The sequence below is a fragment of the Dyella japonica genome (assembly GCF_040545895.1).
GTDB lineage: Bacteria > Pseudomonadota > Gammaproteobacteria > Xanthomonadales > Rhodanobacteraceae > Dyella > Dyella japonica_D.
In genome coordinates this window covers 1458308-1479280 of the sequence record NZ_JBEPMU010000001.1, presented here as the reverse complement: position 1 = coordinate 1479280, position 20973 = coordinate 1458308, and the positions used below count along the sequence as shown (strand labels likewise).

Sequence of the window (20973 nt, the reverse complement as noted above, 5' to 3'; positions counted from 1 at the left end):
GCTCGCCAGCTGCCAAAAGCGGTTTCAAAACCGCGCGATCTTTTTGGGCGACCACGTTTGGCCGCCGGTGTTGGTGCTCTGACGAGTGTTCATCCCTCGGATTTTGCAGGCACCTGAAACGACCAGCCTTGGTCGTCTTGCTCAATAAGAGCCCGTAGTACGAAGGGCTTCATCAGCGGGTAACCGCGGGAAGTCGGACCTAACCGCCGACTTTTCATAACAACAGACATAGAGAGTATTGCCATGCGCCACCAGAAATCCGGTCGCAAGCTCAACCGCACGAGCAGCCACCGCGAAGCCATGTTCAAGAACATGGCCGCGTCGCTGATCAAGCATGAGCTGATCCGCACCACCCTTCCCAAGGCGAAGGAACTCCGTCGCGTTGCCGAGCCGCTCATCACGCTCGCCAAGACCGATGGCGTTGCCAACCGTCGTCTCGCTTTCGCGCGTCTGCGCGATAAGCAGGCCGTCGGCAAGCTGTTCGTCGAGCTGGGTCCCCGCTACCAGAGCCGCCCCGGCGGTTACCTGCGCATCCTCAAGTGCGGCTTCCGCCCGGGCGACAACGCTCCGATGGCGTACGTTGAACTGGTCGATCGTCCGCAGACCGACGCTGCTGCCGAGTAATCGGTTGCAACCAGCGTTTCGCGAAACCCCGGCAGGGCAACCTGCCGGGGTTTTTGCTTTGTGGCCGTGGCGGCGCGACGTGGGGGCTCCGGTGAGGTTGGTCAGTCTCGACGAGGCGCGATCCGGCACGTGAGCAAACATCTCGTATTACTCGGTCGGCCAAGCACTGATCCCTCGTGGTTGCCGTTGAAAGTTACGACGCACTCGCAGGACGTAGCCTTGATGTGTTCTGGCGCGGCGCCGTGGGTGAATCGACAGGGCTGACAGGGGCGGGGCAAGCGGGTAATGTCCGCTTTCGCATTGCACCAAAGTCACGCCATGAATCCTTTTCGCTGGTCGTATCGCGCTACCTGTTTCGCCGGTTTCGTCATCTGCGTTGCCCTGCTCGGCTATGCGTTGTATGCGGAACACGTGCTCAACATGATCCCGTGCCCGTTGTGCATCTTTCAGCGCATCGCGTTCATGGTGATGGCAGTGTTTTTCCTGCTCGGCGCCGTGCATGCGCCACATGGCGGGGCACGCTGGATCTATACGGGCGGTGTCGTGCTGGGTGCGCTGGGCGGCATCGCCACGGCGGGACGTCATCTGTGGCTGCAGACGCTGCCGGCGGACCAGATTCCGGCCTGTGGCCCCAACCTCGGCTACATGATGGATACGTTCCCGTTCGCCAAAGTGCTAAAGCTGGTCTTCACCGGTTCGGGCGAATGCGCCAAGGTTGAGCCGGTCTTTGGCCTGCCGATGCCGGCGTGGACGCTGATGTGGTATCTGCTGCTGGTGATCGCGGCCGTCTACGCCGCCACGCGCAAGCGCGCCTGAGCAAGGTTATTTCCCATGTCGCACGTCATGCCCGTCACCCCTCACTCCTCGTCAGATTCCGAAGGCTGGTCGCCACAGAGCTGGCAGAGCCGGCAGGCGCTGCAGCAGCCGCTGTATGAGGATGCCCTCGAGCTGGCCAGTGCGACGGGGCGGCTGGCCACGCTGCCGCCATTGGTGACGTCGTGGGAAGTGCTGTCGCTGAAAAAGGCGCTGGCCGAAGCGCAGGAAGGACACCGCTTCCTGCTGCAGGGCGGCGATTGTGCCGAGAGTTTCGCCGACTGCACCAGCCCGATCATTTCCAACCGGCTCAAGGTGCTGCTTCAAATGAGCCTGGTGCTGGTGCACGGGCTGAAGAAGCCGGTGCTGCGCGTGGGTCGTTTCGCCGGCCAGTACGCCAAGCCGCGTTCGACGGATACCGAAACGCGCGACGGCGTGACCTTGCCGAGCTTTCGCGGCGACCTGGTCAACAGCCCTGAATTCACGCCGGAAGCCCGGCGCGCCGATCCGCAGCGCCTGATCCAGGCGCACGCACATTCGGCGCTCACGATGAACTTCGTGCGTGCGCTGATCGATGGCGGCTTCGCCGACCTGCATCACCCCGAATACTGGGATCTCGCTTGGGTCGAACATTCGCCGTTGGCTGCCGAATACCGTCGCATGGTGGCGGCCATCGGCGATTCGCTGCGTTTCATGGAGACGCTGGCCGGTCCCATCGCCGGGTTCTCGCGCGTGGATTTCTTCACCTCGCACGAGGCGCTGCTGCTGCACTACGAGCAGGCGTTGACGCGTCAGGTGCCACGCCACCTGGGCTGGTTCAACCTGTCCACGCATTTCCCGTGGATCGGCATGCGCACGGCGGCGCTGGATGGCGCGCACGTGGAGTACTTCCGCGGCATTCGCAACCCGATCGCGGTGAAGGTTGGCCCGTCGGTGACGCCTGATCAGCTGCTGCCGCTGATCGATGCGCTCAATCCCGAGGACGAAGCGGGCCGCCTCACGCTGATCCATCGCATGGGCAACGCGGCCATTGGCAAGGCCTTGCCGCCGCTGCTCGAGGCCGTGAAGCGCGAGGGCAGGCGGGTGCTGTGGGTCGCCGATCCCATGCACGGCAATACCGAAACGACCTCGAACGGCTACAAGACGCGCCGCTTCGACAACATCCGGGGCGAACTCGACCAGGCCTTCGATATCCACGCGTCCGCCGGTACGCGCCTGGGGGGCGTGCACCTGGAGCTCACCGGCGAAGACGTGACGGAATGCATGGGCGGCGCTCGCGATCTCAACGAGGCGGACCTGGATCGGGCCTATAAGTCCATGGTCGATCCACGCCTCAACTACGAGCAATCGCTGGAATTGGCCATGTTGATCGTGCGCAAATCCGTCGGATCCTCGCCCCGCTGAAGGGCGGTGGACGTGCCGACACAAAAAAAGTTGTGAAAAAGAAAGCCCGGCCCCGTCGCCGGGCTTTCTTTTTGCATGGCCCAAGGGGAATCGCGAGGCTGACGCATTGCAGCGCGTTGTGCAGGGAGTTTCCTGCGACAATCCCGGGCACGCTGGCCACGCGAACTTGCCGGTCCTCCAACAAGGGATCGGTCCAGCGCGTTTCTGATACAGGGGTTTGGCACTACTCGATGGTCACGGCAACGAAAGGGCACAGCGACGCGGGGAAGCGCGCGGCGTCCCATGCAGGTCTTCTCCAGCTTGGCATCGTCATCGCCTACGCGGTGGGATTCTCGCTGCTCAAGGAAGTCTCCGCATCGCACTGGAACCTCATTGCCGGCCTGCGCATGCTCTGCCTGTTGCTGGTGCCGTACCGCTATTGGCCGGCCATGATCATCGGCGAGACGATTCCGCTGATTGGTCTGGGTTGGACCTACCACGACCGTTTTGGCGCACTCTGGGCATGTTCGGTCGCTGTGTCACCGATGATGCTGACGGCACCGGTGATCGCATGGTGCCGGCGCCGCATGTCCCTGTTCGTGGAGGGGCGCGTGAACATGACCGCGCTCATGACGTGCATCCTTGCCGGCAGTGTCGTGAGTACGCTGGTGAACAGCGGGTCATTCGCCACGATGACGTTTCACCACGAGGTGCCGCATCCGCTGACGGTGCACACCGTGCTCGAATTCTTCCTCGGCAGTTACCTGGGCGCGCTGACGCTGGTACCGCCGGTGTTCGCCTGGCGTAGCTGGTCGTCCCAGCGGCAGCTTCCCGGTGTCGTCTCGATGAGGAAAGTTGCCGTCATCGACTGCCTGAAAGGTGTGCTGCCGCCGCTGCTGTTGCTGATGTGGCTGGCATCCACCCGCTACGGCGACGATGTGGTGGAGATCGCCCGCATGGCCATGTTCCTGCCGGTGGCGTGGCTCACCCTGCGCCTCGGCTGGCAGGGCGCCGCGATCGGTGGCCTGCTGGCCAGTGTGGCCATCGAGCTCACCATGACGGTGGAGCGCGATCCTGCCGTCATGCAGGCGCAGGCACTCGTTGCCTTCGCGGTGTCCAGCCTGATCATGCTGGGTGCGCGGCTGTCGCCCAAGTCGGCACGCGGTCGAGCAGGGAACGAGGAAACCAACGATGCGCAGCGCGGATTCCTGCTGGCCCAACAGGGCCTCTATCAGGAAGAGCTGCGGCTGCGTCACGTGGCCGAGTCGCTCGATCGCCTGGGCCAGTCGATGCGCGATGGCCAGCACCGCATGATGGAGCGCCTGCGTCCGGTGTTGCCCGCCAACATGGAGCAGGCCTACGCGCGGCATCTGGACCTCACGCAGATGGAAATGCAGCGCCTCGCCGATGCCTTGCATCCGCGCGCCTGGCGCGAACACGGTTTGGCGGCGACATTCGAGCGTGGTCCGTTGTCGAAGGCGGCATCGCTGGTGGGCGCGGCTTACGGCTGCACGTTGACGGGCAGTGGCCTCAACCTGCTGGCGCCCGACGTGCACATGATGCTGTACCGGCAGGCCTGCGAAGTGCTGGTCTACATGCTGGCGCGCGAGCCGATGAAGCGCATTCGCGTGCATATTCGCGGTGGCTGCTCGCATGGCAGGCGTTGGGTGGTGTTGCGCATGACGGCGGTGCGCTCGGCGCCTTCGCTGCGTGGCCGGCCGGTGCCGGAATGGCGTCAGCTGGTGTCATTGCTCGGCACCAACGGGCAGGGCATGGCCACGGTGCGCGAACGCGCGTTGATCTATGGCGGCGTGGTACACGAACGCGAGAATGACGATCACCTCGGCGTCACATTGTTGCTGCATGACGCCTTGCGCGCTGATGCTCCACCGGCGCAGGACATGCCACCGGTGGCGCGCGTCGCTTCCGCCTGACCATCGCCGACGATAGTCGACGCGACGGGAATCAATCTCGTGCGGCATGATGTCGCTGAGTCGCCTTGGCGGGCGGCTTCACCCTGCGCCGTCGGCGCGCGCGCCTATAATCGGCCATCGTTCCGGCGCGGCAGCATTCCATCGCTGCGCCATCACGCGTAGGTCGGGGAATCATGAAAACCCTCTCAGCGAAGTGGTCGCAGTTCGCGCGCACCTTGGCCGCATGGATGCTGTTGGCTTCGATGGCGCATGCCGGCACCGCGAGTGCGCAGGACGCCCCGCATCCGCCCATTCCCGACACGTTGCAGCAGCGCATCGCCGCGTGCACCGCGTGTCATGGCGTGCACGGCGAAGGCACGCCGGAAAGCGGCTTCTTTCCCCGACTCGCCGGCAAGCCCGCGGGTTATCTCGCTCGACAGCTGAAGGATTTCCAGGACGGCCTGCGCAAATACGGCCCGATGGAATACACCGTGCGGCAACTCAGCCCCGACTACATGCGCGAGATCGCGGAGTATTTCGCTGCGCAGGACGTGCCGTACGCGCGTTCGCCGGTGCCCACTATTTCGGCGGAGATACGTCAACGCGGCGAAACACTGGTAATGCACGGCGATCCGTCGCGACAGATTCCGCCCTGCCAGGCCTGCCACGGCAGCCAGCTCACCGGTGTGCAACCGGATATTCCAGGCCTGGTGGGTTTGCCGTACGACTACGTCAGTTCGCAACTGGGCTCATGGCGAACGAAGACGCGTGCCACGGTGGCGCCCGATTGCATGGCGGAGATCGCCAATCGACTGAGCGAATCGGACATCACTGCCGTATCGGCGTGGCTGGCCACGCGTGAGCTGCCCGCCGACATGCATGCGCAGGCCGCAGGCAGCGTGACGCCGCCGCTTCATTGCGGTGTGCTCGGCGACAAGGGAGACGGCGTATGAAGCGCATCGCAGTCATCGTTATCCTCGCGCTGCTCGCTGCAGGTGGCTGGTGGTGGTTCCACAACGAGGCAAGGCAACCCATATCCAGCGCAGCGAGCCAAGTGGATGCGGCCGCCTTGAAGGATCCGGCACTCATCGCGAAAGGCGAGTACCTCGCCATCGCGGGCGATTGCGTCTCTTGCCACACCGCGCAGGGTGGCGACCGCTATGCCGGTGGCCGCGTGTTGCCTACACCGTTCGGCAACATCCCATCGCCGAACATCACGCCGGATCACGACACCGGCCTGGGCAACTGGAGCTTCGAGGATTTCTGGCAGGCGCTGCATGCCGGCAAAGGGCGCCACGGTGAATTCCTCTACCCAGTGTTTTCGTATACCTCCTTCACCAAGGTGTCACGCGACGATGCGCTGGCGATGTTCGCCTACCTCCAATCGTTGGCGCCCGTGCATGCGCGTTCCCAGCAGCCTTCGCTGGAATTTCCCTACAGCGTGCGCAGCAGCCTGAAGGCGTGGCGTGCGTTGTACTTCCACGAAGGCGAGTTCCAGCACGATCCGTCGAAGTCCGATGCGTGGAATCGCGGCGCGTATCTCGTGCAAGGCCTTGGCCATTGCAACGAATGCCACGCGCCACGTGATTCGCTGGGTGGCCAGGAAGGCAAGGCATCGCTGGCGGGCGGGCAAATTCCCGCGCAGAACTGGTATGCGCCTGACCTGAGCACGCAGGCCAATGGTGGTCTTGCCGGCTGGAGTGAGCAGGACATCGTCGATCTGCTGAAGACCGGACAATCAGAGCGCGGCGCAGCCTTCGGCCCGATGGCCGACGTGGTGGTGCAGAGCACGCAGCACCTGCACGACGATGACCTGCGCGCCATCGCCACCTACCTGCAGTCATTGCCGGCGCGGCCTGCCAATGCGCCGGAGGCGTTGCAGATCGACACGCGCGCCATCATGGCGCAGGGCGCCAAGGTCTATGGCGAACGTTGCGCAGATTGCCACGGCAAGGACGGCAACGGCGTGGCCGGCATCTACCCGCCGCTCAACGGCAACTCATCGGTGAACGAACCGACCGGCATCAATGCGATGCGCGTGATCCTGCTCGGCGGTTTTGCGCCGGTGACGCAAGGCAATCCGCGTCCTTACTCCATGCCGCCGTTTGCGCAGCAGCTCAGCGATGCCGATGTTGCCGCGGTGGTGACCTATATTCGCCGCTCGTGGTCGAACACGGCGTCAGTGGTGCTGGAGCGCGACGTGGTGAAGTATCGCCACACGCCGATCGACTGATCGGCGTAGCGTGCGTCAGGCGGTTGCCGGTGCGTGGGACGGCGTTCCGGCGACGCAACCGGCGCCGATGAGCGCCGCGCGCACCGCTTCATCGAAAGGCGTATGGACGTCCGTACCAAGAAACGCCCTGAGCTTGCTGTCATCCAGTTGAACGCGCTCACGCCACAGATAACGCATCTTGCAGAGCTCGCGCATGGTTTCGTTGAACGGCGACATCAACTGCGCCAGCCACCAGGGAAATTGGCCCGCCTTGATGCTCTGGTCAGCGGCACCACGACGCACGGCGTCGAGCATCGCGTGGCCATCCACCCAATAACCGCCGAAGTGGAAACGTTCGAAGCGCGGCAGCTCCGCTTCGCGATCCAATAGGCGCGCCAACGTTTCGGCGACGTCGGGCAGATACGCCCAGCTGTGGCCGATGGCGTAGTCGCCGGGGTAGGTCACGCGCGTCACCGGTTTGCCGGCCTGCATCAGGCCCTGCGCAAACCAGTTGTTGCCGGCACGTGGGCCGAAGAAATCGCCGCAGCGGAGTACGAGCACGCGCGTGCCCGTGTCCGACGCGGCCTGCAAGCGCTGCTCCATGGCCACGCGAATTTCCCCCTTGCGTGTCTGCGGGTGTTGCGGCGTGTCCTCGCGAAGCAAGGGAAAGGCATCCGGGCCGTAGTTGTAGACGGTACCGGGCAGCACGATGCGGGCATCGTGGGCGCGGGCGGCAGCGATGGTGTTGTCCATCATCGGCAGCACCAGCCGGTTCCATGCCCGGTAACCCGGTGGATTCACCGCGTGCACGATCACATCCACGCCGGCCGCTGCCTCGACCACGTCGGCGCGCTTCATGGCGTCGCCGGTTCGCCAGTCGATGCCGCCTTGTTCGATCGTGAGAGCCTTGCGCACCAGGGCGCGCACCCGCCAGCCGTGCCTGAGCAAAGCCAGGCAAGTTTCGTGGCCGATGCCGCCGTTGGCACCAATCACCAGAGCCGTTCGCTGTGTCTGCATGACGAAGTCCTCGTTGAGAGGACGCCAGCTTGCGGGGCGGGCGGCTCAAAGAAAATTACCTAATGTCGAAGATCTGCTATACAGATATGCATGGCTGACATTGAACCCGGTTGGGAGCTCTACCGTTCCTTCCTCGCCGTGATGCGGGAAGGCAGCCTGTCTGGCGCGGCTCGCGCGCTGGGCATGACCCAGCCCAGCCTGGGTCGCCACATGCGCGAACTGGAAGCCGCCCTGGGTGCCGCGCTGTTCGCCCGCTCGCCACAGGGCCTGGTGCCGACAGAGCTGGCGCGAGAACTGGTGCCGCACGCGCAAGCCATGGCATCCGCGTCCGCCGCCCTGCGGCGCACCGCTTCTGCCGGTCGGGAAGACGTGGGCGGCACCGTGCGGCTCACGGCCAGCGAGGTAATCGGCGCCGAAGTGCTGCCGCCCATCCTCACCGAGTTCCGCGAACGCCATCCGGGCATCGTGATCGAGTTGGCGCCATCCAACACGGCGGCCGACCTGTTGAGGCGCGATGCCGACATCGCCATCCGCATGGTCCAGCCGACGCAGGACGCCTTGATCGCCCGCCACGTGGGCCGGGTGGAGCTGGGCATGTTCGCCCATCGACGCTATCTGGATGCCCACGGCCACCCGCAGACGCTCGCCGAACTGACCGGGCATACCTTGATCGGCTTCGACACGGAAACGCCCTACATCCGGCGCCTGCGGCCCGAGGGCCTGCCCTACGCGCGGGAGCAGTTTGCGCTCCGCACCGACAGCGACCTTACCGCCCTGGCCGCCATCCGCGCCGGCTTCGGCATCGGCATTGCGCAGGTAAACCTGATGCGGCGCGATCCGCTGCTGGTGCGCCTGTTCCCAGCCCAGGTGTCGCTGCCGCTGGAAGCCTGGGTGGTCATGCATGAAGACCTGCGCCCCAGCCTGCGGGTGCGCCGGCTGTTCGACCATCTCGCCGCGGCACTGGAGCAGTACGCGCGCGCCTAGCGCCCGCGCACCAGGGAGGCCAAGGCCTGCCAGTGGGCGACATCCCAATGCCCGCGCGCCTGCCCGGAGGGCGAGGGCAGCACGAACAGTTGCGTGTCGCCGATGCGCTCCTGCTGGAGCCCGTAGCCCGCCACCTTGCCCAGCGCCGCACGTGCCGCCGCCTTGCTGGTGAAGGCCAGCACGCGTGGCGCGTGGCGTTCGATGCGTTCGCGCAGCGCAGCGACGTCGAAGGCATCGCGCGGAAGCTGGTCATCGTTGCCCATATGGTGCTTGGCCACGTCGGTCAGGCCGATGCCGAGCGCGGGAAGCAACGGAAACTCGGCAGGCGCAAACAGCCGGGGCGTGAGCGCCACGGCGTGCAGCGTGCGCCAGAACAGGTTGCCGGGATGCGCGTAGTAGGCGCCTTCCTCGGCGGAGCGGCGTCCGGCAGCGGTACCGCAGAACACCAGGGCAAGGCCTGGCTGGAGCACGTCGGGAAGAATCGGGTCGGGCATTCGCCCAAGCATAGCGGGTCGTTCCATACCCACCCAATGGAACACTCGCCGGTACACCAAATCCGTGATTTGCGCGCTGGTTGGCGGCGTGGCTGACGGCGCGCGCGACAGGTTCTTACACGCATCGACAGTGTGCGCGTCATGCCGCTATAAAGATCGCCCACGCATTGGAGTCACCGGTGAGCGAAGAAATCCTGATCAACGTGACCCCTCGCGAGACGCGCGTCGGCGTGGTCGAAAACGGCATGTTGCAGGAGGTGCACGTCGAGCGGGCCTCCCGCCGAGGTTACGTGGGCAACGTATACAAGGGGCGCGTGCAGCGCGTGATGCCCGGCATGCAGGCGGTCTTCGTCGACATCGGGCTGGAGCGTGCGGCTTTCTTGCACGCCTCGGACATCGTGCGTCCGCCGTCGCCGCCCAGCGCAGAAGGGGCGGAAGTGAGCCCCGGCGCCTGCAATGGCCACACGCCCTCCATCAGCGAACTGGTGCACGAAGGCCAGGAAATCGTGGTGCAGGTGGTGAAGGACCCGATCGGCACCAAGGGCGCCCGGCTTTCCACCCATCTGTCGATTCCTTCCCGCTACCTGGTGCTGCTGCCACACGCGCGCACGCTCGGCATCTCGGCGCGCATCGAGGAGGAGGCCGAGCGCCAGCGCCTCAAGGAAGTGCTCAACTCGCTGATCGGCGAGAACCCGCTGGGTTACATCGTGCGCACCAACGCCGAGGGGCAGACCGCCGAATCGCTCGCGTTCGACGTCACCTACCTGGGCAAGGTATGGCGCGTGGTGCAGGAAAACATCGCCAAGGCCAAGGTCGGCGAGCGGGTGTACGAGGAGCTGTCGCTGCCGCTGCGCAGCCTGCGCGACATGCTCAACGACGACATCGAGAAGGTGCGCGTGGATTCGCGCGAGACCTTCGACAAGGTCGTGAAGTTCGTACACAAGTTCATGCCGCAGCTGGACGACCGCATTGAGCACTACTCCGGCGAGCGCCCCATCTTCGACCTCTACGGCGTGGAAGACGAAATCCAGCGCGCCCTGAAGAAGGAGGTGCCGCTCAAGTCGGGCGGTTACCTCATCGTCGACCAGACCGAGGCGATGACCACCATCGACGTCAATACCGGCGGCTACGTCGGTACGCGAAATCTCGAGGAAACCGTTTACCGGACCAACCTGGAAGCCGCACAAGCCGCGGCACGCCAACTCCGGCTACGCAACCTGGGCGGCATCATCATCATCGACTTCATCGACATGACGGACGAGGAACACCGGCGCCAGGTGTTGCGCATGCTCGAAAAGGGCCTGCTGCGCGACCACGCCAAGACCACGGTGTACCCCATGTCGGCCCTGGGCCTGGTGGAGATGACGCGCAAGCGCACCACCGAAAGCCTGGAGCGCCAATTGTGCGAACCGTGCCCGGCCTGCAGCGGGCGCGGCACCCTCAAGACCGCTGAAACCGTGACCTACGAGATCTTCCGCGAGATCACCCGCGCGGTGCGCCAGTTCAACACCGAAAAACTACTGGTGATGGCCAGCCCGAAAGTGGTCGGCCGCATCCTGGAGGAAGAGTCCGTCGCGGTGGCCGAATTGGAAGAGTTCATCTCCAAAAGCATACGCTTTCAGGCCGAAGAGCATTATTCGCAGGAACAGTTCGATGTGGTTCTGCTTTAAGACGCGGTGCCAGGCACCTTGCGTCGCGAGCCCGCCGTGAGCGCACCTTGGTTGAAACGAACCCACTTCTGCTGCCGGGCTCTCGCCTGGGTTGCGGGCGTGGCCGTGATTTCACTGGCCGTGCTGATCGGGCTTGGCCAATTGCTGTTGCCGCTGCTGGCCCGGCATCCGGAATGGGTGGAGACGCAGCTCGCCAGCAGGCTGCATCGGCCGGTGACATTCAAGTCGATGGAAGGTCGCTGGCAGCCGACCGGTCCGCTGTTCATCATGCGCGGCGTCACCATCGGCTCGGGCGACGGCGGCACGCCGCTGCAGATTCCCGAAGCCGAACTCAAGCTCGATCCGGGCGGCCTGCTGCTGCCGTCACGGCACCTGGTGAACCTGCAGGCGCGTGGCCTGCAATTCGACCTCAGCCGCGACATGGACGGCACCTGGCACGTCAACGGCATCGGCCTGGCCGGTGGCAACGAACGCCAGCAGCCGGGATTCAACCAGTTGTCGATCGGCCTGTTGCTCACCGATACGCGGTTGGAGATCACCGACAATCGCATCAATCGTCACTTCACCCTGCTCGCTGATCAGCTACGCCTGAGCCGGCAGGGCAGTCGCGTCCGGGTGGGCGCGTTGCTGCGTCGGGAAGGCACGTCCGGGCAATTGCGTGGCGCCGGCAATTTCAGCGAGGACGGTGCGGACGGCAAGCTGTGGATCAGCGGCAGCGACGTCGATCTGCACGCGATGTCCAGCGGCATTGATATGGCCGGCTATACGGCCGACAGCGGCAGCGGTTCGTTCGAGAGCTGGCTCGACTGGCGCGATGCGCGCGTGGTGCGCAGCCTCACCCGTTTTCATCTGCGCGACCTGAAGCTCGGGAATCCTGACGGCGCCACCGCCAGCACCGAAGGGCTGGACGGCCTGGCGGAAGTCTCGATCGGCAAGGACGGTTACACCGTGCGCTGGGCGGCCGATGATGGCGGCATTGCCGTGGCCTCGCTGAAGGACATGGGCACCGACCAGGCCAACGTGGACGTTGCCGCGCGCAACCTGCAACTGGCGCCGTTGGTGCCGTGGCTGGCGCTCAAGCCGCAGCTCTCCGCGGGGCTCGCGCAATGGGTCGGTACCGGCAAGCCGCGCGGCCAGGTCACACAGGCACACCTGGTCTGGAATCACGCCGAAGGCCTGCACGTGCTCGATGTCGCCTTCGCCAACGTTGCCATCAACCCGGTCGGCAAGTTGCCTGGCATCGATGGCGTGCGTGGTGAGTTGCGCGGCGATGCGCAGGCGATGGTGGTGTCGCTGCCGGTGCAGGCGACGGTGCTGCGTTTTCCGCACACGTTTCGCGAACCGTTCGTGATGTCGAAGTTCGGCGGCGATGTGGCGTTCTGGCATGACGACGATGCCTTGCACATCGGCACCGAAGCGTTCGCTTTCGAAGGTGCGGGCTTTGGCGGTGAAGCGCGCGGTGAGGTGGCGTTGCCGAATGCAGGTGGACGTCCGTTCCTCGACCTGTACGCCGCGATTTCCCATGCCGACGTGGTGGCCGCCAAACTGTTCTGGCCGGTGGATTCGATGTCGCCGGCCGCCGTGCAGTGGCTGGATCAGGCCTTGGTGGGTGGCAAGCTGGACCGTGCCGACGTGCTGGTGCGCGGCGACCTCAAGGATTGGCCGTTCCACCACAACGAGGGCCGCTTCGAGGCGCGCGCCGAGATCAGCGGCCTGGAGCTGAAATACGGCAGGGACTGGCCCAACGCGCAGAACGTTACCGCCGTCGCCAACTTCATCAACAGCGGCATGTTCGTGGAAGCGAGCGCAGGCGAATCGCTGGGCAACAAGGTCGATCGCGCGGTGGCGTTGATCCCGGAGTTCGGCCAGACCGTGCTCGACCTCAACGTGAGCGGCAATGGTACCGGCGCCAGCATGCTCGACTTCGTGCAGCGCAGCCCCATTGGCATGCACCATGCGGACATCCTGTCCAAGTTGCATCTGGGCGGCACCGGCGCTTTCGATTTCCACTTGTCGCTGCCCGTGGCGGATGCGAGCAATCTCGTTCTCGATGGCCGCGCGCAACTGAAAGGCATGGACTTCGATGCGCCGGAATGGAACCTCAAGCTCGACAAGCTCACCGGTCCGGCCACCTTCGACAAGGCCGGCTTCCACGCCGGGCCGCTCGACACCAGCTTTCGCGGACAGCCGTCCAAACTGGATCTGGCGATTGCCGGCGCCACCGGTCAACCCAACACCGTGTTGTCAGCCAAGCTGGCTGGTCGTTTCAGCATGGCCGAGCTCACGCAGGGCTATAAGCAGCTCGACTGGTTGAATCAGGTGGCCGACGGCCGCAGCGATTTCACCGTGGGTTTCAACATCATCAACACGCCGGGTTCGGCGGCGAGCACGCAGCAACTGTCCGTGGATTCCATGCTCAACGGCATGACGCTCGACTTCCCCACGCCGCTGAAGAAATCCGCCGAGGGAACGCTGCCGCTCCACCTGGACATGAACCTGCCGATGCAGGGCAGCGACGTGCAGTTGAGCGTGGGGCAGGTGGTCCGCGCGCGCATGCGTCTTCCGCAGAACGACAACCAGTCGCTCGCGGCCACTTTCGTCTTCGGCACCAAGGCGCCCGATTCCGTGCCGGAAAAAGGCATACGCATACGCGGCCGGCCAGCCAGGCTCGATGTAACGGGTTGGACCCAATACGCGGCATCGGGCAGCAGCGCCAACGGGCCGGGACTGGAAAGCATCGACGTGACCGCCGAGCAGGCGATGGTGTTTGGCCATCCATTTGCCGACATGCATCTGCTGGCGACATCGCAAGCCGACGGCCTGGTGGTGGATGTCGACAGTGCCGCGCTGGCGGGACGCTTCAATATTCCACTGGCCGATCTCGGCCGTCGTGGTGTCACGGCTCGCCTGCAACGTCTGTATTGGCCCAAGGATGTGGTGGCGCCGAAGAAGGGCGCGACGGGTACCGCGGATGCGACGGCTGCACAGGGCACGGCTACCCAGCCGGCAGGCGGCCCGGCGACTCCGCCACCCAATCCGGCGGTCACCGGCATCACGCCATCCGCGCTGCCGCCTTTCCATCTGTGGGTGAACGACCTGCGCTTTGGCGATTCAAAACTGGGCGACGCGCGACTGGAAACCTGGCCGACCGATCGCGGCATGCACATCGATCAGCTGCGCACCTTGTCGCATGGCGTGCAGATCAACGCGGTCGGCGACTGGAACGGCTCGGCCACCGACAGCCACTCGCACATGCGCTTCGATTTCGCCGCCGACAACATGGGCGAGATGCTGGGCGCCTTCGGTTATGAAGGTCTGCTGGCGGGCGGCAAGGTACGCGCGACGCTCGACGCGACCTGGCCGGGCGCGCCCTCCGCGATGGAGCTGGGCAACATGGACGGCAAGCTCAGCATCAACATCACCGATGGCCGCATGCCCGAAGTGACGCCCGGCGTGGCGCGCCTGTTCGGCCTCGTCTCGGTGCTGGAATTGCCGCGCCGTCTTTCGTTCGATTTCGGCGACGTGTTCGGCAAGGGGCTTGCCTTCGATGCCATTGTCGGCGACTTCAAGCTGGGCGATGGCAGTGCGACCACCGACAACCTGCAGATCCGCAGCCCCGCGGCGGAAATTTCCATCACCGGGCGCACCGGTGTACGCGCCAAGGATTACGACATGCAGGTGCTAGCCATTCCGCACGCGGGCAACAGCCTGCCGGTGGTGGGCGCCTTCGTGGGTGGTCCCATCGGTATCGCGGCGGGCTTCGTGGCGCAGGGCTTGCTGGGCCATGGCATTAACCGCGCGGCCAGCGCGCGCTACAAGATCACCGGCAGTTGGGACAAGCCGGTGATCACGCTGATCGAGAAAAAGGATGTTCCGGTGCCGCCCACGGTGCTGACGCCGGGAAGCGATGTGTCACCAGCACCAGCGAGCAGCAGCGCCCGCTGACAAGGCGGAAGCGAGCGTTGCGCTCCTCCCGCCAGGACTCGCTCAGTCCGTCGATTCGCGCGGCTTGGTGCTGCCGTGGAACGGGAACAGTTGCTGGCGAATGAAACCGTCGGGCATGTAGTCACCCACCACGCCGTAGTGCTCCGGGAATTTCTTGGTCGACTTCACCGCCGTGCCGAAGAGATAGTCGAGGAACGCGTAGTGCGCGGCGTAGTTCTTGTCGATGGCTTCTTCATCGGAGGCGTGATGCCAGTGATGGAAGTCCGGCGTCACCATCACGTACTTCAGCGGACCCCATGGCAGATGCACGTTGGCGTGGTTGAACACCGCCTGGAAGCCGACCACGATGATGTACGCATTCATCACGCCCTCGCTGAAACCGAGGATGTAGAGCGGCGCCAGCACGGCGACGCGCGTGACGATCAACTCCAGCATGTGCTGGCGCGAACCGGCCAGCCAGTCCATCGTCTTCACCGAATGATGCACGGCATGGAAGCGCCACAGGAACGGCACTTCGTGATACGCGCGATGCGTCCAGTACTGCGCCAGGTCGGCCACCAGGATGCACACCAGCAGTTGCGGCACGAACGGCGTGTGCTGCACGAACTGCTGGAAGTCGCTGCGCACCAGCCAGCCGAACAGGTGATGCAGCAGAAAGTTCACCACCAGCAGCGCCAGGCCCACGATGAAGTGATTCACCGCGAAGTGCTTCAGGTCCGTTTGCCATTCCTTGCGGAACAGCGACTGGCCCTTGTAGAGCGGGAACAGCTTCTCGATCACCACGAAGATCAGCGTCGAGCCGAGCAGGTCGAGGATGAACCAGTCCAGCCCGATGTATGGCGTGTGATCCGGAAAGTTGCCCACCGGCACGCGCGAGCCGCCGAGTGCCGTCGCCACGATCACCAGCGCGAATGCCACCATGCTCAGTTGCCGTGCGCGGCCAAGGATGATGTTGGCCAGCGACATGCCGCCCGAGACGAGCAGGGCGGCCAGCAGCAGTTGGCGCAGCAGGTCCACCGAATACTTGTGGCGCAGGTCCGGCGTGGTCAGGTATTGGGGAAAGTGGAAGGCCAGCACGCCCAGCAGGCACAGGAAGCCCAGCGACAGCGCGATGACGCTGCTCACCTTGCCCTGGCCGGGCTTGAGCTCGCCATCCCGGTGCAGCAGTTCGCGGGTTTCCTCGATGGGGGCCTTGATGGCGCGGTCGATGACCTTATGGGCCAGCGGCTGCCGGGGTGCGTCGCTCATACGTGTTCCTTCACATGCGCGTCATAAACGGATGGCGGCATCCTAACCGCTGCGCCGGTCCGGCTCTATCGGAAAAGACTTTAAACGCCCGACGGGCGGCCCCAACTTGCTAAAGTCCCCCTTTTGCATACGGCACCGACTTCATGGATTCCCTGATCGCGCAGGCGGAACGTCGCCTGCTGTCGCCGGGCGGCCTGGCCGCCACCGACCTCGACCGTGTCTTCAACCAGCTGATGGGCCCTTCCATCGACGCTGCGGACCTGTATTTCCAGCATTCGCGCAGCGAGTCCTGGGTGCTGGAGGAAGGCATCGTCAAGGACGGCAGCCACTCCATCGAGCAGGGCGTGGGCGTGCGCGCGATCAGCGGCGAGAAGACCGGCTTCGCCTATTCCGACGAGATCGTGCTGCCGCAGCTGCTGGAGGCTTCCAAGGCAGCCCGTGCCATCGCCCAGGGTGGCAATGGCGTCGGCAAGCCGCTGGCGCTCAACGGCGCGCGGCAGCTGTATCCGGCTATTGACCCGGTCGAAAGCCTGCCCAACCCTGACAAGATCGCTCTGCTGCGCGAAGTGGACGCCTATGCGCGCTCCCGCGACCCGCGCGTGAAGCAGGTGATCGTGAGCCTGGCTGCCACCATGGATACCGTGCTGGTCGCCGCCTCCGACGGCACGCTGGCCGCCGACGTGCGCCCGCTGGTGCGCCTCAACGTCACGGTGATCGCCGAGCAGAACGGCCGCCGCGAGCAGGGCAGTGCGGGCGGCGGTGGTCGCTACGGCTATCGCGAGCTGATCGACAACGGCCGCGCCATGGCGTTTGCCGATGAGGCCGTACGCGGCGCCCTGGTGAACCTCGAGGCCGTCGATGCGCCGGCCGGCAGCATGCCGGTGGTGCTTGGTCCCGGCTGGCCGGGCGTGCTGCTGCACGAGGCCATCGGCCACGGCCTGGAAGGCGACTTCAACCGCAAGGGCAGCTCCGCCTTTGCCGGCCGCATCGGCCAGCGCGTGGCCGCGCCAGGCGTCACCGTGGTGGATGACGGCACGCTGCAGGGCCGTCGCGGTTCGCTCAGCGTGGACGACGAAGGCACGCCCACCGAATGCACCACGCTCATCGAGGACGGCATCCTCAAGGGCTACATGCAGGACAAGCTCAACGCACGCCTGATGGGCATGGCGCCCACCGGCAACGGCCGCCGCGAATCCTTCGCGCAACTGCCCATGCCGCGCATGACCAACACCTACATGCTCGCCGGCCAGCACGATCCGCAGGAAATCATCCGCTCGGTGAAGAAAGGCCTGTACGCCGTGAACTTCGGTGGCGGCCAGGTGGACATCACCAACGGCAAATTCGTGTTCTCCGCCAGCGAGGCCTATCTCATCGAAGACGGCAAGGTCACGCGTCCGGTGAAGGGCGCCACGCTGATCGGCTCGGGCCCCGACGTGCTCACCCGCGTCTCCATGATCGGCAACGACCTCGCGCTGGACGAAGGCGTGGGCGTGTGCGGCAAGGATGGCCAGAGCGTGCCCGTGGGCGTGGGCCAGCCGACGCTGAAGGTGGATGCGATGACGGTAGGTGGCACGGCGTCCTGATTCGCCATGCCTTCCCCCGCCCAGTAAGCAAGGAGCGGCTTCCGCCTCGCCTGATGCTTGTGTGAAGATCGTCGGCAAGACGGCCCAGCCGGGCCGCGGATGACATAGCGGGGGAGCTATGGTCTTGCATCGAAGTCTTGGTCGCCTGGTCATCCTGGCGATGGTGGCCTGCGCGGCTTCGGCCGACGTGATGGCCCAACGTCAACAAGCGCAACTCTTGGCGGCACAGCCTCAGCCGGTGGTGGTGCAGCCGCTGGTGCATGATCCACTCAGCCCATTCACGGCCGACGAGGTGCGCGCGTTCCTGGGGGAGGCGGCGAAGGCCGATCAGATCGGTGACGTCATGCAGCGGTGCCTGCATTTTCCCGATCCGCCGGGCAGTCACTGGTCGCGCGAGGGCCTGGAGGCTTATTGCCACTATCGGCTGCAGTCGACCATCGGTTTTGCCGAATTGAAGGATCTCGTCAACAGCGGCCATGCGGCGGAGGTCGACCGCCGATTGGCCGATTGGTCGAAAGACTCCATCCATCATCCCGAAGCGTTCTGGCGATTCCTCAATGCCAACTTCTTCGCGCCGCGGCCTGAAGCACGCGACGTGCTGGAGGCATGGAAACAGCAGTCGCCGCAAAGTGCGCTCGCCTACGCAGCCAGTGGCTTCACTTTTGTCAGAAGTGCATGGCGAGTGCGCGGCGGGAAATTTGCCAGCGATACCCCGCAGGAGCGGTTTGATGGCATGAGCCAGCTTCTCGCCCGTGCCGATGGCGATTTGCGTCGAGCGGTGAAGCTCGATCCCCGATTGGCTGTGGGCTATGCGGCGCTGATGGACATGGCGATGCTGGAGAGCGACCGGCAGTTGATGGTATCGGCCATGAAGGATGGCATTGCTGCGGATCCCACGAGCTTTCCCGTTCTTGATTCGTTTGCCATGATCACGGAGCCGCGCTGGTTCGGATCGCTAGAGGCGCAAGCCCGGCTGATGGCCCTGATAGACAAGCAATCGTCGAAACAACCGCTCCTTCTCGTCGTCCGCACGTCGGTGCTCATGGATCAGGCGGACCTGGTAAGTTGCGATTGCAATCTGCCGGAACAGCGCGCCGCCTACCGAACCGTCTTCGATCAGGTGGGGACGGGAAGCAGCCTTATCGGCGCTGGCGCCAACGCGCTCGACAACAAGCAGTACGAAGTGGCCACCGTGTACCTTGCCGAGGCATTGCGTTTCGATCCCAACGATGCGGTGACGCGTGGCAATCTGCGCACAGCCATGGCCGGCATCGATCCTTCGCTGACGCCTCGCTGGCCCGGGCTGGTCGATCGATGATGCGGCTATATCGATAGAACAAAACCTCATTTCGCTTTGACCCGTGCCGCGCGGACAGTGTCCGCTGCGGCTTTTCCCGTTGGCCGCCCGGACGTCTGGACGTCCGGTCATCTTTCGGTGAGGGGCGGTGCGATGAGCGAAGCGACACGTGTTCTGCCGGGTCAGGCCCGTGCCCCAGCGGATGCCGCTGCGCGTCCTGTGCGATGGGGCGTGTTCTCCAACGAAGACTGGTGGTCGGTGTGGATCGGCCTGCTGGTAATCGTGGTGGCGTGGGCCTTGTTCGCCAACGGCAGCAGCCTGAAATGGCTGGCCGTGGCGCCGGCCAAGTGGAAGACGCTGGCGGAGGCGTGGCAGGGCATCGTGTCGCACGCTCCCAACTATCTCGCGCTCTTTGCCGCGTTCGCGCTGCTGTTCGGTACGGGGCTCGCGGTGCTTGGGCATTCGCTGGCGCGTTTTCTGCCGGCCTTTGCGATTCTGTTCGTGGTGTCGTTGCTGATCTTCACTGCTTCTGCCTGGGTCGAGGCGTCGCGCTACAACCTCGAGGCGCCGTTGCTCGCGCTGGGGTTGGGCCTGATCGTGTCCAACACGGTGAAGCTGCCTGATTGGTTCCAGTCAGGGCTGCGCGTGGAGTTCTACATCAAGGTCGGCATTGTGCTGCTCGGTGCCACGTTGCCGCTCACGCTGTTGGTGTGGGCAGGCCCGGTGGCGGTGGGGCAGGCGACCATCGTGTCACTCGCGACGTTCTTCACCATCTTCCTCGCCGGCAAGGCGCTAGGCCTCGACAAGCGTTTCGCGGCGGTGCTCGGCGTCGGCGGCGCGGTGTGCGGTGTTTCCGCGGCCATTGCCAGCGGTGGCGCGGTGCGTGCGCGTCGCGAAGATACCTCGGTGGCCATCACGCTGGTGGTGGTGTGGGCCATCGTGATGATCTTCGTGCTGCCGTTCGCGTCGCGCGCGCTGGGTTTGTCGACGGCGGTGGCGGGTGCGTGGATCGGCACGTCCGAATTCGCGGATGCCGCCGGTGTCGCTGCGGCGCAGGCATACGGCGATGCGGCACGCAACGCAGGCGGCGCCATTGCCGGTGCGCCGGATGCGGCGGTGCAGGCGTTCACGCTGATGAAGGTAGTGGGCCGCGATATCTGGATCGGCATCTGGGCGTTCGTGCTGGCATGGGTAGCCATTACGCGCTGGAATACCTCGGAAGATGGCGTGCAGGCGAAGGCGGATGTGCGCGACATCTGGGCGCGCTTCCCGAAGTTCGTGTTCGGCTTCGTGCTGGCGTCGGCCTTGGTCACGTGGATCGCCAGCCACTATTCGCTGGCCGATTACCGCAAGATCGTCACGCCCGATCTCGTCGCACCGATCAGCACGCTGCGAACCTGGGCGTTCACCTTCTGCTTCCTCAGCATCGGGCTCACGACGCGCCTGCGTTCGCTCACGGCCACCGGCTGGCGTCCGTTGCTGGCATTCACGGCGGGCGTGGTGGTGAACGTGATCATCGGCTACGTGCTGTCCGTGCACGTGTTCGCGAACTACTGGAACGGCCTGGGCGGATGAGCGTGGCGGTCACGCTCCCGCCGCGTTGCGAGCATTGCCGGCATCGCCGCAACGATCCGCGCGTGACGGAGCAGCTCATACCGGGGCTGACCTCGTTCGGTTCGGCCTATGGCGCGAGCATCGCGGCGAGTGCGCTGTGCGAGGTGCACGATTGTTTCGTGTCGCCGCTGGACACGTGCAGGCGATTCACGCCGCGCGATGGCGAGGCATCTGCT

15 protein-coding genes are annotated in these 20973 nt (G+C 65.0%); 12 read left to right on the top strand and 3 right to left on the bottom strand.

Features of this window, described 5'->3' with window-relative positions:
* Nucleotides 1-243 precede the first annotated feature (243 nt).
* The 6 genes from rplQ to ABIC75_RS06520 all read left to right on the top strand — a co-directional run bounded on the left by rplQ (nt 244) and on the right by ABIC75_RS06520 (nt 6966).
* A complete protein-coding gene (rplQ, locus tag ABIC75_RS06545; protein WP_354013024.1) occupies nt 244-624 on the top strand; it encodes a 50S ribosomal protein L17 in 381 nt (126 codons plus the stop codon).
* Nucleotides 625-942: 318 nt separating this feature from the next.
* A complete protein-coding gene (locus ABIC75_RS06540; RefSeq protein WP_354013023.1) occupies nt 943-1440 on the top strand; it encodes a disulfide bond formation protein B in 498 nt (165 codons plus the stop codon).
* Between the two features lie 15 nt (nt 1441-1455).
* Nucleotides 1456-2841, top strand: a complete 1386-nt coding sequence (locus ABIC75_RS06535; RefSeq protein WP_354013022.1) for a class II 3-deoxy-7-phosphoheptulonate synthase — start codon at nt 1456-1458, stop codon at nt 2839-2841.
* Nucleotides 2842-3071: 230 nt separating this feature from the next.
* Nucleotides 3072-4754, top strand: a complete 1683-nt coding sequence (locus tag ABIC75_RS06530; protein ID WP_354013021.1) for an MASE1 domain-containing protein — start codon at nt 3072-3074, stop codon at nt 4752-4754.
* A 173-nt stretch (nt 4755-4927) separates the two neighbouring features.
* On the top strand, nt 4928-5686 hold the full coding sequence (locus ABIC75_RS06525) for a c-type cytochrome (protein WP_354013020.1): 759 nt from the start codon (nt 4928-4930) through the stop codon (nt 5684-5686).
* The gene (locus ABIC75_RS06520; RefSeq protein WP_354013019.1) at nt 5683-6966 is read left to right on the top strand and encodes a c-type cytochrome; all 1284 of its coding nucleotides are present in this window, start codon (nt 5683-5685) and stop codon (nt 6964-6966) included. The genes ABIC75_RS06525 and ABIC75_RS06520 overlap by 4 nt, the downstream gene beginning before the upstream one ends.
* Before the next feature lie 15 nt (nt 6967-6981).
* Here the strand turns inward: ABIC75_RS06520 and ABIC75_RS06515 are convergent, their stop codons facing one another.
* Entirely contained in the window at nt 6982-7962 is a 981-nt protein-coding gene (locus ABIC75_RS06515) for an NAD-dependent epimerase/dehydratase family protein (RefSeq protein WP_354013018.1), read from the bottom strand.
* Nucleotides 7963-8052: 90 nt separating this feature from the next.
* Here ABIC75_RS06515 and ABIC75_RS06510 point away from each other — a divergent pair, with 90 nt between their 5' ends.
* A complete protein-coding gene (locus ABIC75_RS06510; RefSeq protein WP_354013017.1) occupies nt 8053-8946 on the top strand; it encodes a LysR family transcriptional regulator in 894 nt (297 codons plus the stop codon).
* Here ABIC75_RS06510 and ABIC75_RS06505 read toward each other — a convergent pair.
* Nucleotides 8943-9440 (bottom strand): mismatch-specific DNA-glycosylase, encoded by a 498-nt coding sequence (locus tag ABIC75_RS06505; protein ID WP_354013016.1) that lies wholly within the window; start codon nt 9438-9440, stop codon nt 8943-8945. The genes ABIC75_RS06510 and ABIC75_RS06505 overlap by 4 nt on opposite strands.
* A gap of 179 nt (nt 9441-9619) precedes the next feature.
* Here ABIC75_RS06505 and rng point away from each other — a divergent pair, with 179 nt between their 5' ends.
* Both rng and ABIC75_RS06495 read left to right on the top strand, forming a co-directional pair.
* Nucleotides 9620-11110 carry a ribonuclease G gene (gene rng, locus ABIC75_RS06500; protein ID WP_354013015.1) on the top strand — a complete coding sequence of 497 codons (1491 nt, stop codon included), beginning with the start codon at nt 9620-9622 and terminating at the stop codon, nt 11108-11110.
* A 6-nt stretch (nt 11111-11116) separates the two neighbouring features.
* Nucleotides 11117-15055, top strand: coding sequence for a YhdP family protein (locus ABIC75_RS06495; protein WP_354013014.1), 3939 nt, complete (start codon nt 11117-11119; stop codon nt 15053-15055).
* A gap of 42 nt (nt 15056-15097) precedes the next feature.
* On the opposite strand, the gene ABIC75_RS06490 is transcribed toward ABIC75_RS06495, so the two are convergent.
* Entirely contained in the window at nt 15098-16303 is a 1206-nt protein-coding gene (locus ABIC75_RS06490; RefSeq protein ID WP_354013013.1) for a sterol desaturase family protein, read from the bottom strand.
* 143 nt (nt 16304-16446) lie between these two features.
* Here ABIC75_RS06490 and tldD point away from each other — a divergent pair, with 143 nt between their 5' ends.
* The 3 genes from tldD (at nt 16447) to ABIC75_RS06475 (ending at nt 20758) form a co-directional block, all read left to right on the top strand.
* Complete coding sequence (tldD, locus tag ABIC75_RS06485; RefSeq protein ID WP_354013012.1) at nt 16447-17886, top strand: metalloprotease TldD; 1440 nt, start codon at nt 16447-16449, stop codon at nt 17884-17886.
* A gap of 124 nt (nt 17887-18010) precedes the next feature.
* Nucleotides 18011-19204, top strand: a complete 1194-nt coding sequence (locus ABIC75_RS06480) for a DUF4034 domain-containing protein (protein ID WP_354013011.1) — start codon at nt 18011-18013, stop codon at nt 19202-19204.
* Nucleotides 19205-19336: 132 nt separating this feature from the next.
* On the top strand, nt 19337-20758 hold the full coding sequence (locus tag ABIC75_RS06475; protein WP_354013010.1) for a YeiH family protein: 1422 nt from the start codon (nt 19337-19339) through the stop codon (nt 20756-20758).
* Nucleotides 20759-20973 lie beyond the last annotated feature (215 nt).

Excerpts from the sequence above, each read along its gene's own strand:
- tldD (WP_354013012.1), top strand. The coding sequence starts at position 16,447 with ATGGATTCCCTGATCGCGCAGGCGGAACGTCGCCTGCTGTCGCCGGGC.
- ABIC75_RS06535 (WP_354013022.1), top strand. The coding sequence starts at position 1,456 with ATGTCGCACGTCATGCCCGTCACCCCTCACTCCTCGTCAGATTCCGAA.
- ABIC75_RS06475 (WP_354013010.1), top strand. The coding sequence starts at position 19,337 with ATGAGCGAAGCGACACGTGTTCTGCCGGGTCAGGCCCGTGCCCCAGCG.
- ABIC75_RS06520 (WP_354013019.1), top strand. The coding sequence starts at position 5,683 with ATGAAGCGCATCGCAGTCATCGTTATCCTCGCGCTGCTCGCTGCAGGT.
- ABIC75_RS06505 (WP_354013016.1), bottom strand. The coding sequence starts at position 9,440 with ATGCCCGACCCGATTCTTCCCGACGTGCTCCAGCCAGGCCTTGCCCTG.
- ABIC75_RS06515 (WP_354013018.1), bottom strand. The coding sequence starts at position 7,962 with ATGCAGACACAGCGAACGGCTCTGGTGATTGGTGCCAACGGCGGCATC.
- ABIC75_RS06530 (WP_354013021.1), top strand. The coding sequence starts at position 3,072 with ATGGTCACGGCAACGAAAGGGCACAGCGACGCGGGGAAGCGCGCGGCG.
- rplQ (WP_354013024.1), top strand. The coding sequence starts at position 244 with ATGCGCCACCAGAAATCCGGTCGCAAGCTCAACCGCACGAGCAGCCAC.
- ABIC75_RS06510 (WP_354013017.1), top strand. The coding sequence starts at position 8,053 with ATGGCTGACATTGAACCCGGTTGGGAGCTCTACCGTTCCTTCCTCGCC.
- ABIC75_RS06490 (WP_354013013.1), bottom strand. The coding sequence starts at position 16,303 with ATGAGCGACGCACCCCGGCAGCCGCTGGCCCATAAGGTCATCGACCGC.
- ABIC75_RS06540 (WP_354013023.1), top strand. The coding sequence starts at position 943 with ATGAATCCTTTTCGCTGGTCGTATCGCGCTACCTGTTTCGCCGGTTTC.
- ABIC75_RS06525 (WP_354013020.1), top strand. The coding sequence starts at position 4,928 with ATGAAAACCCTCTCAGCGAAGTGGTCGCAGTTCGCGCGCACCTTGGCC.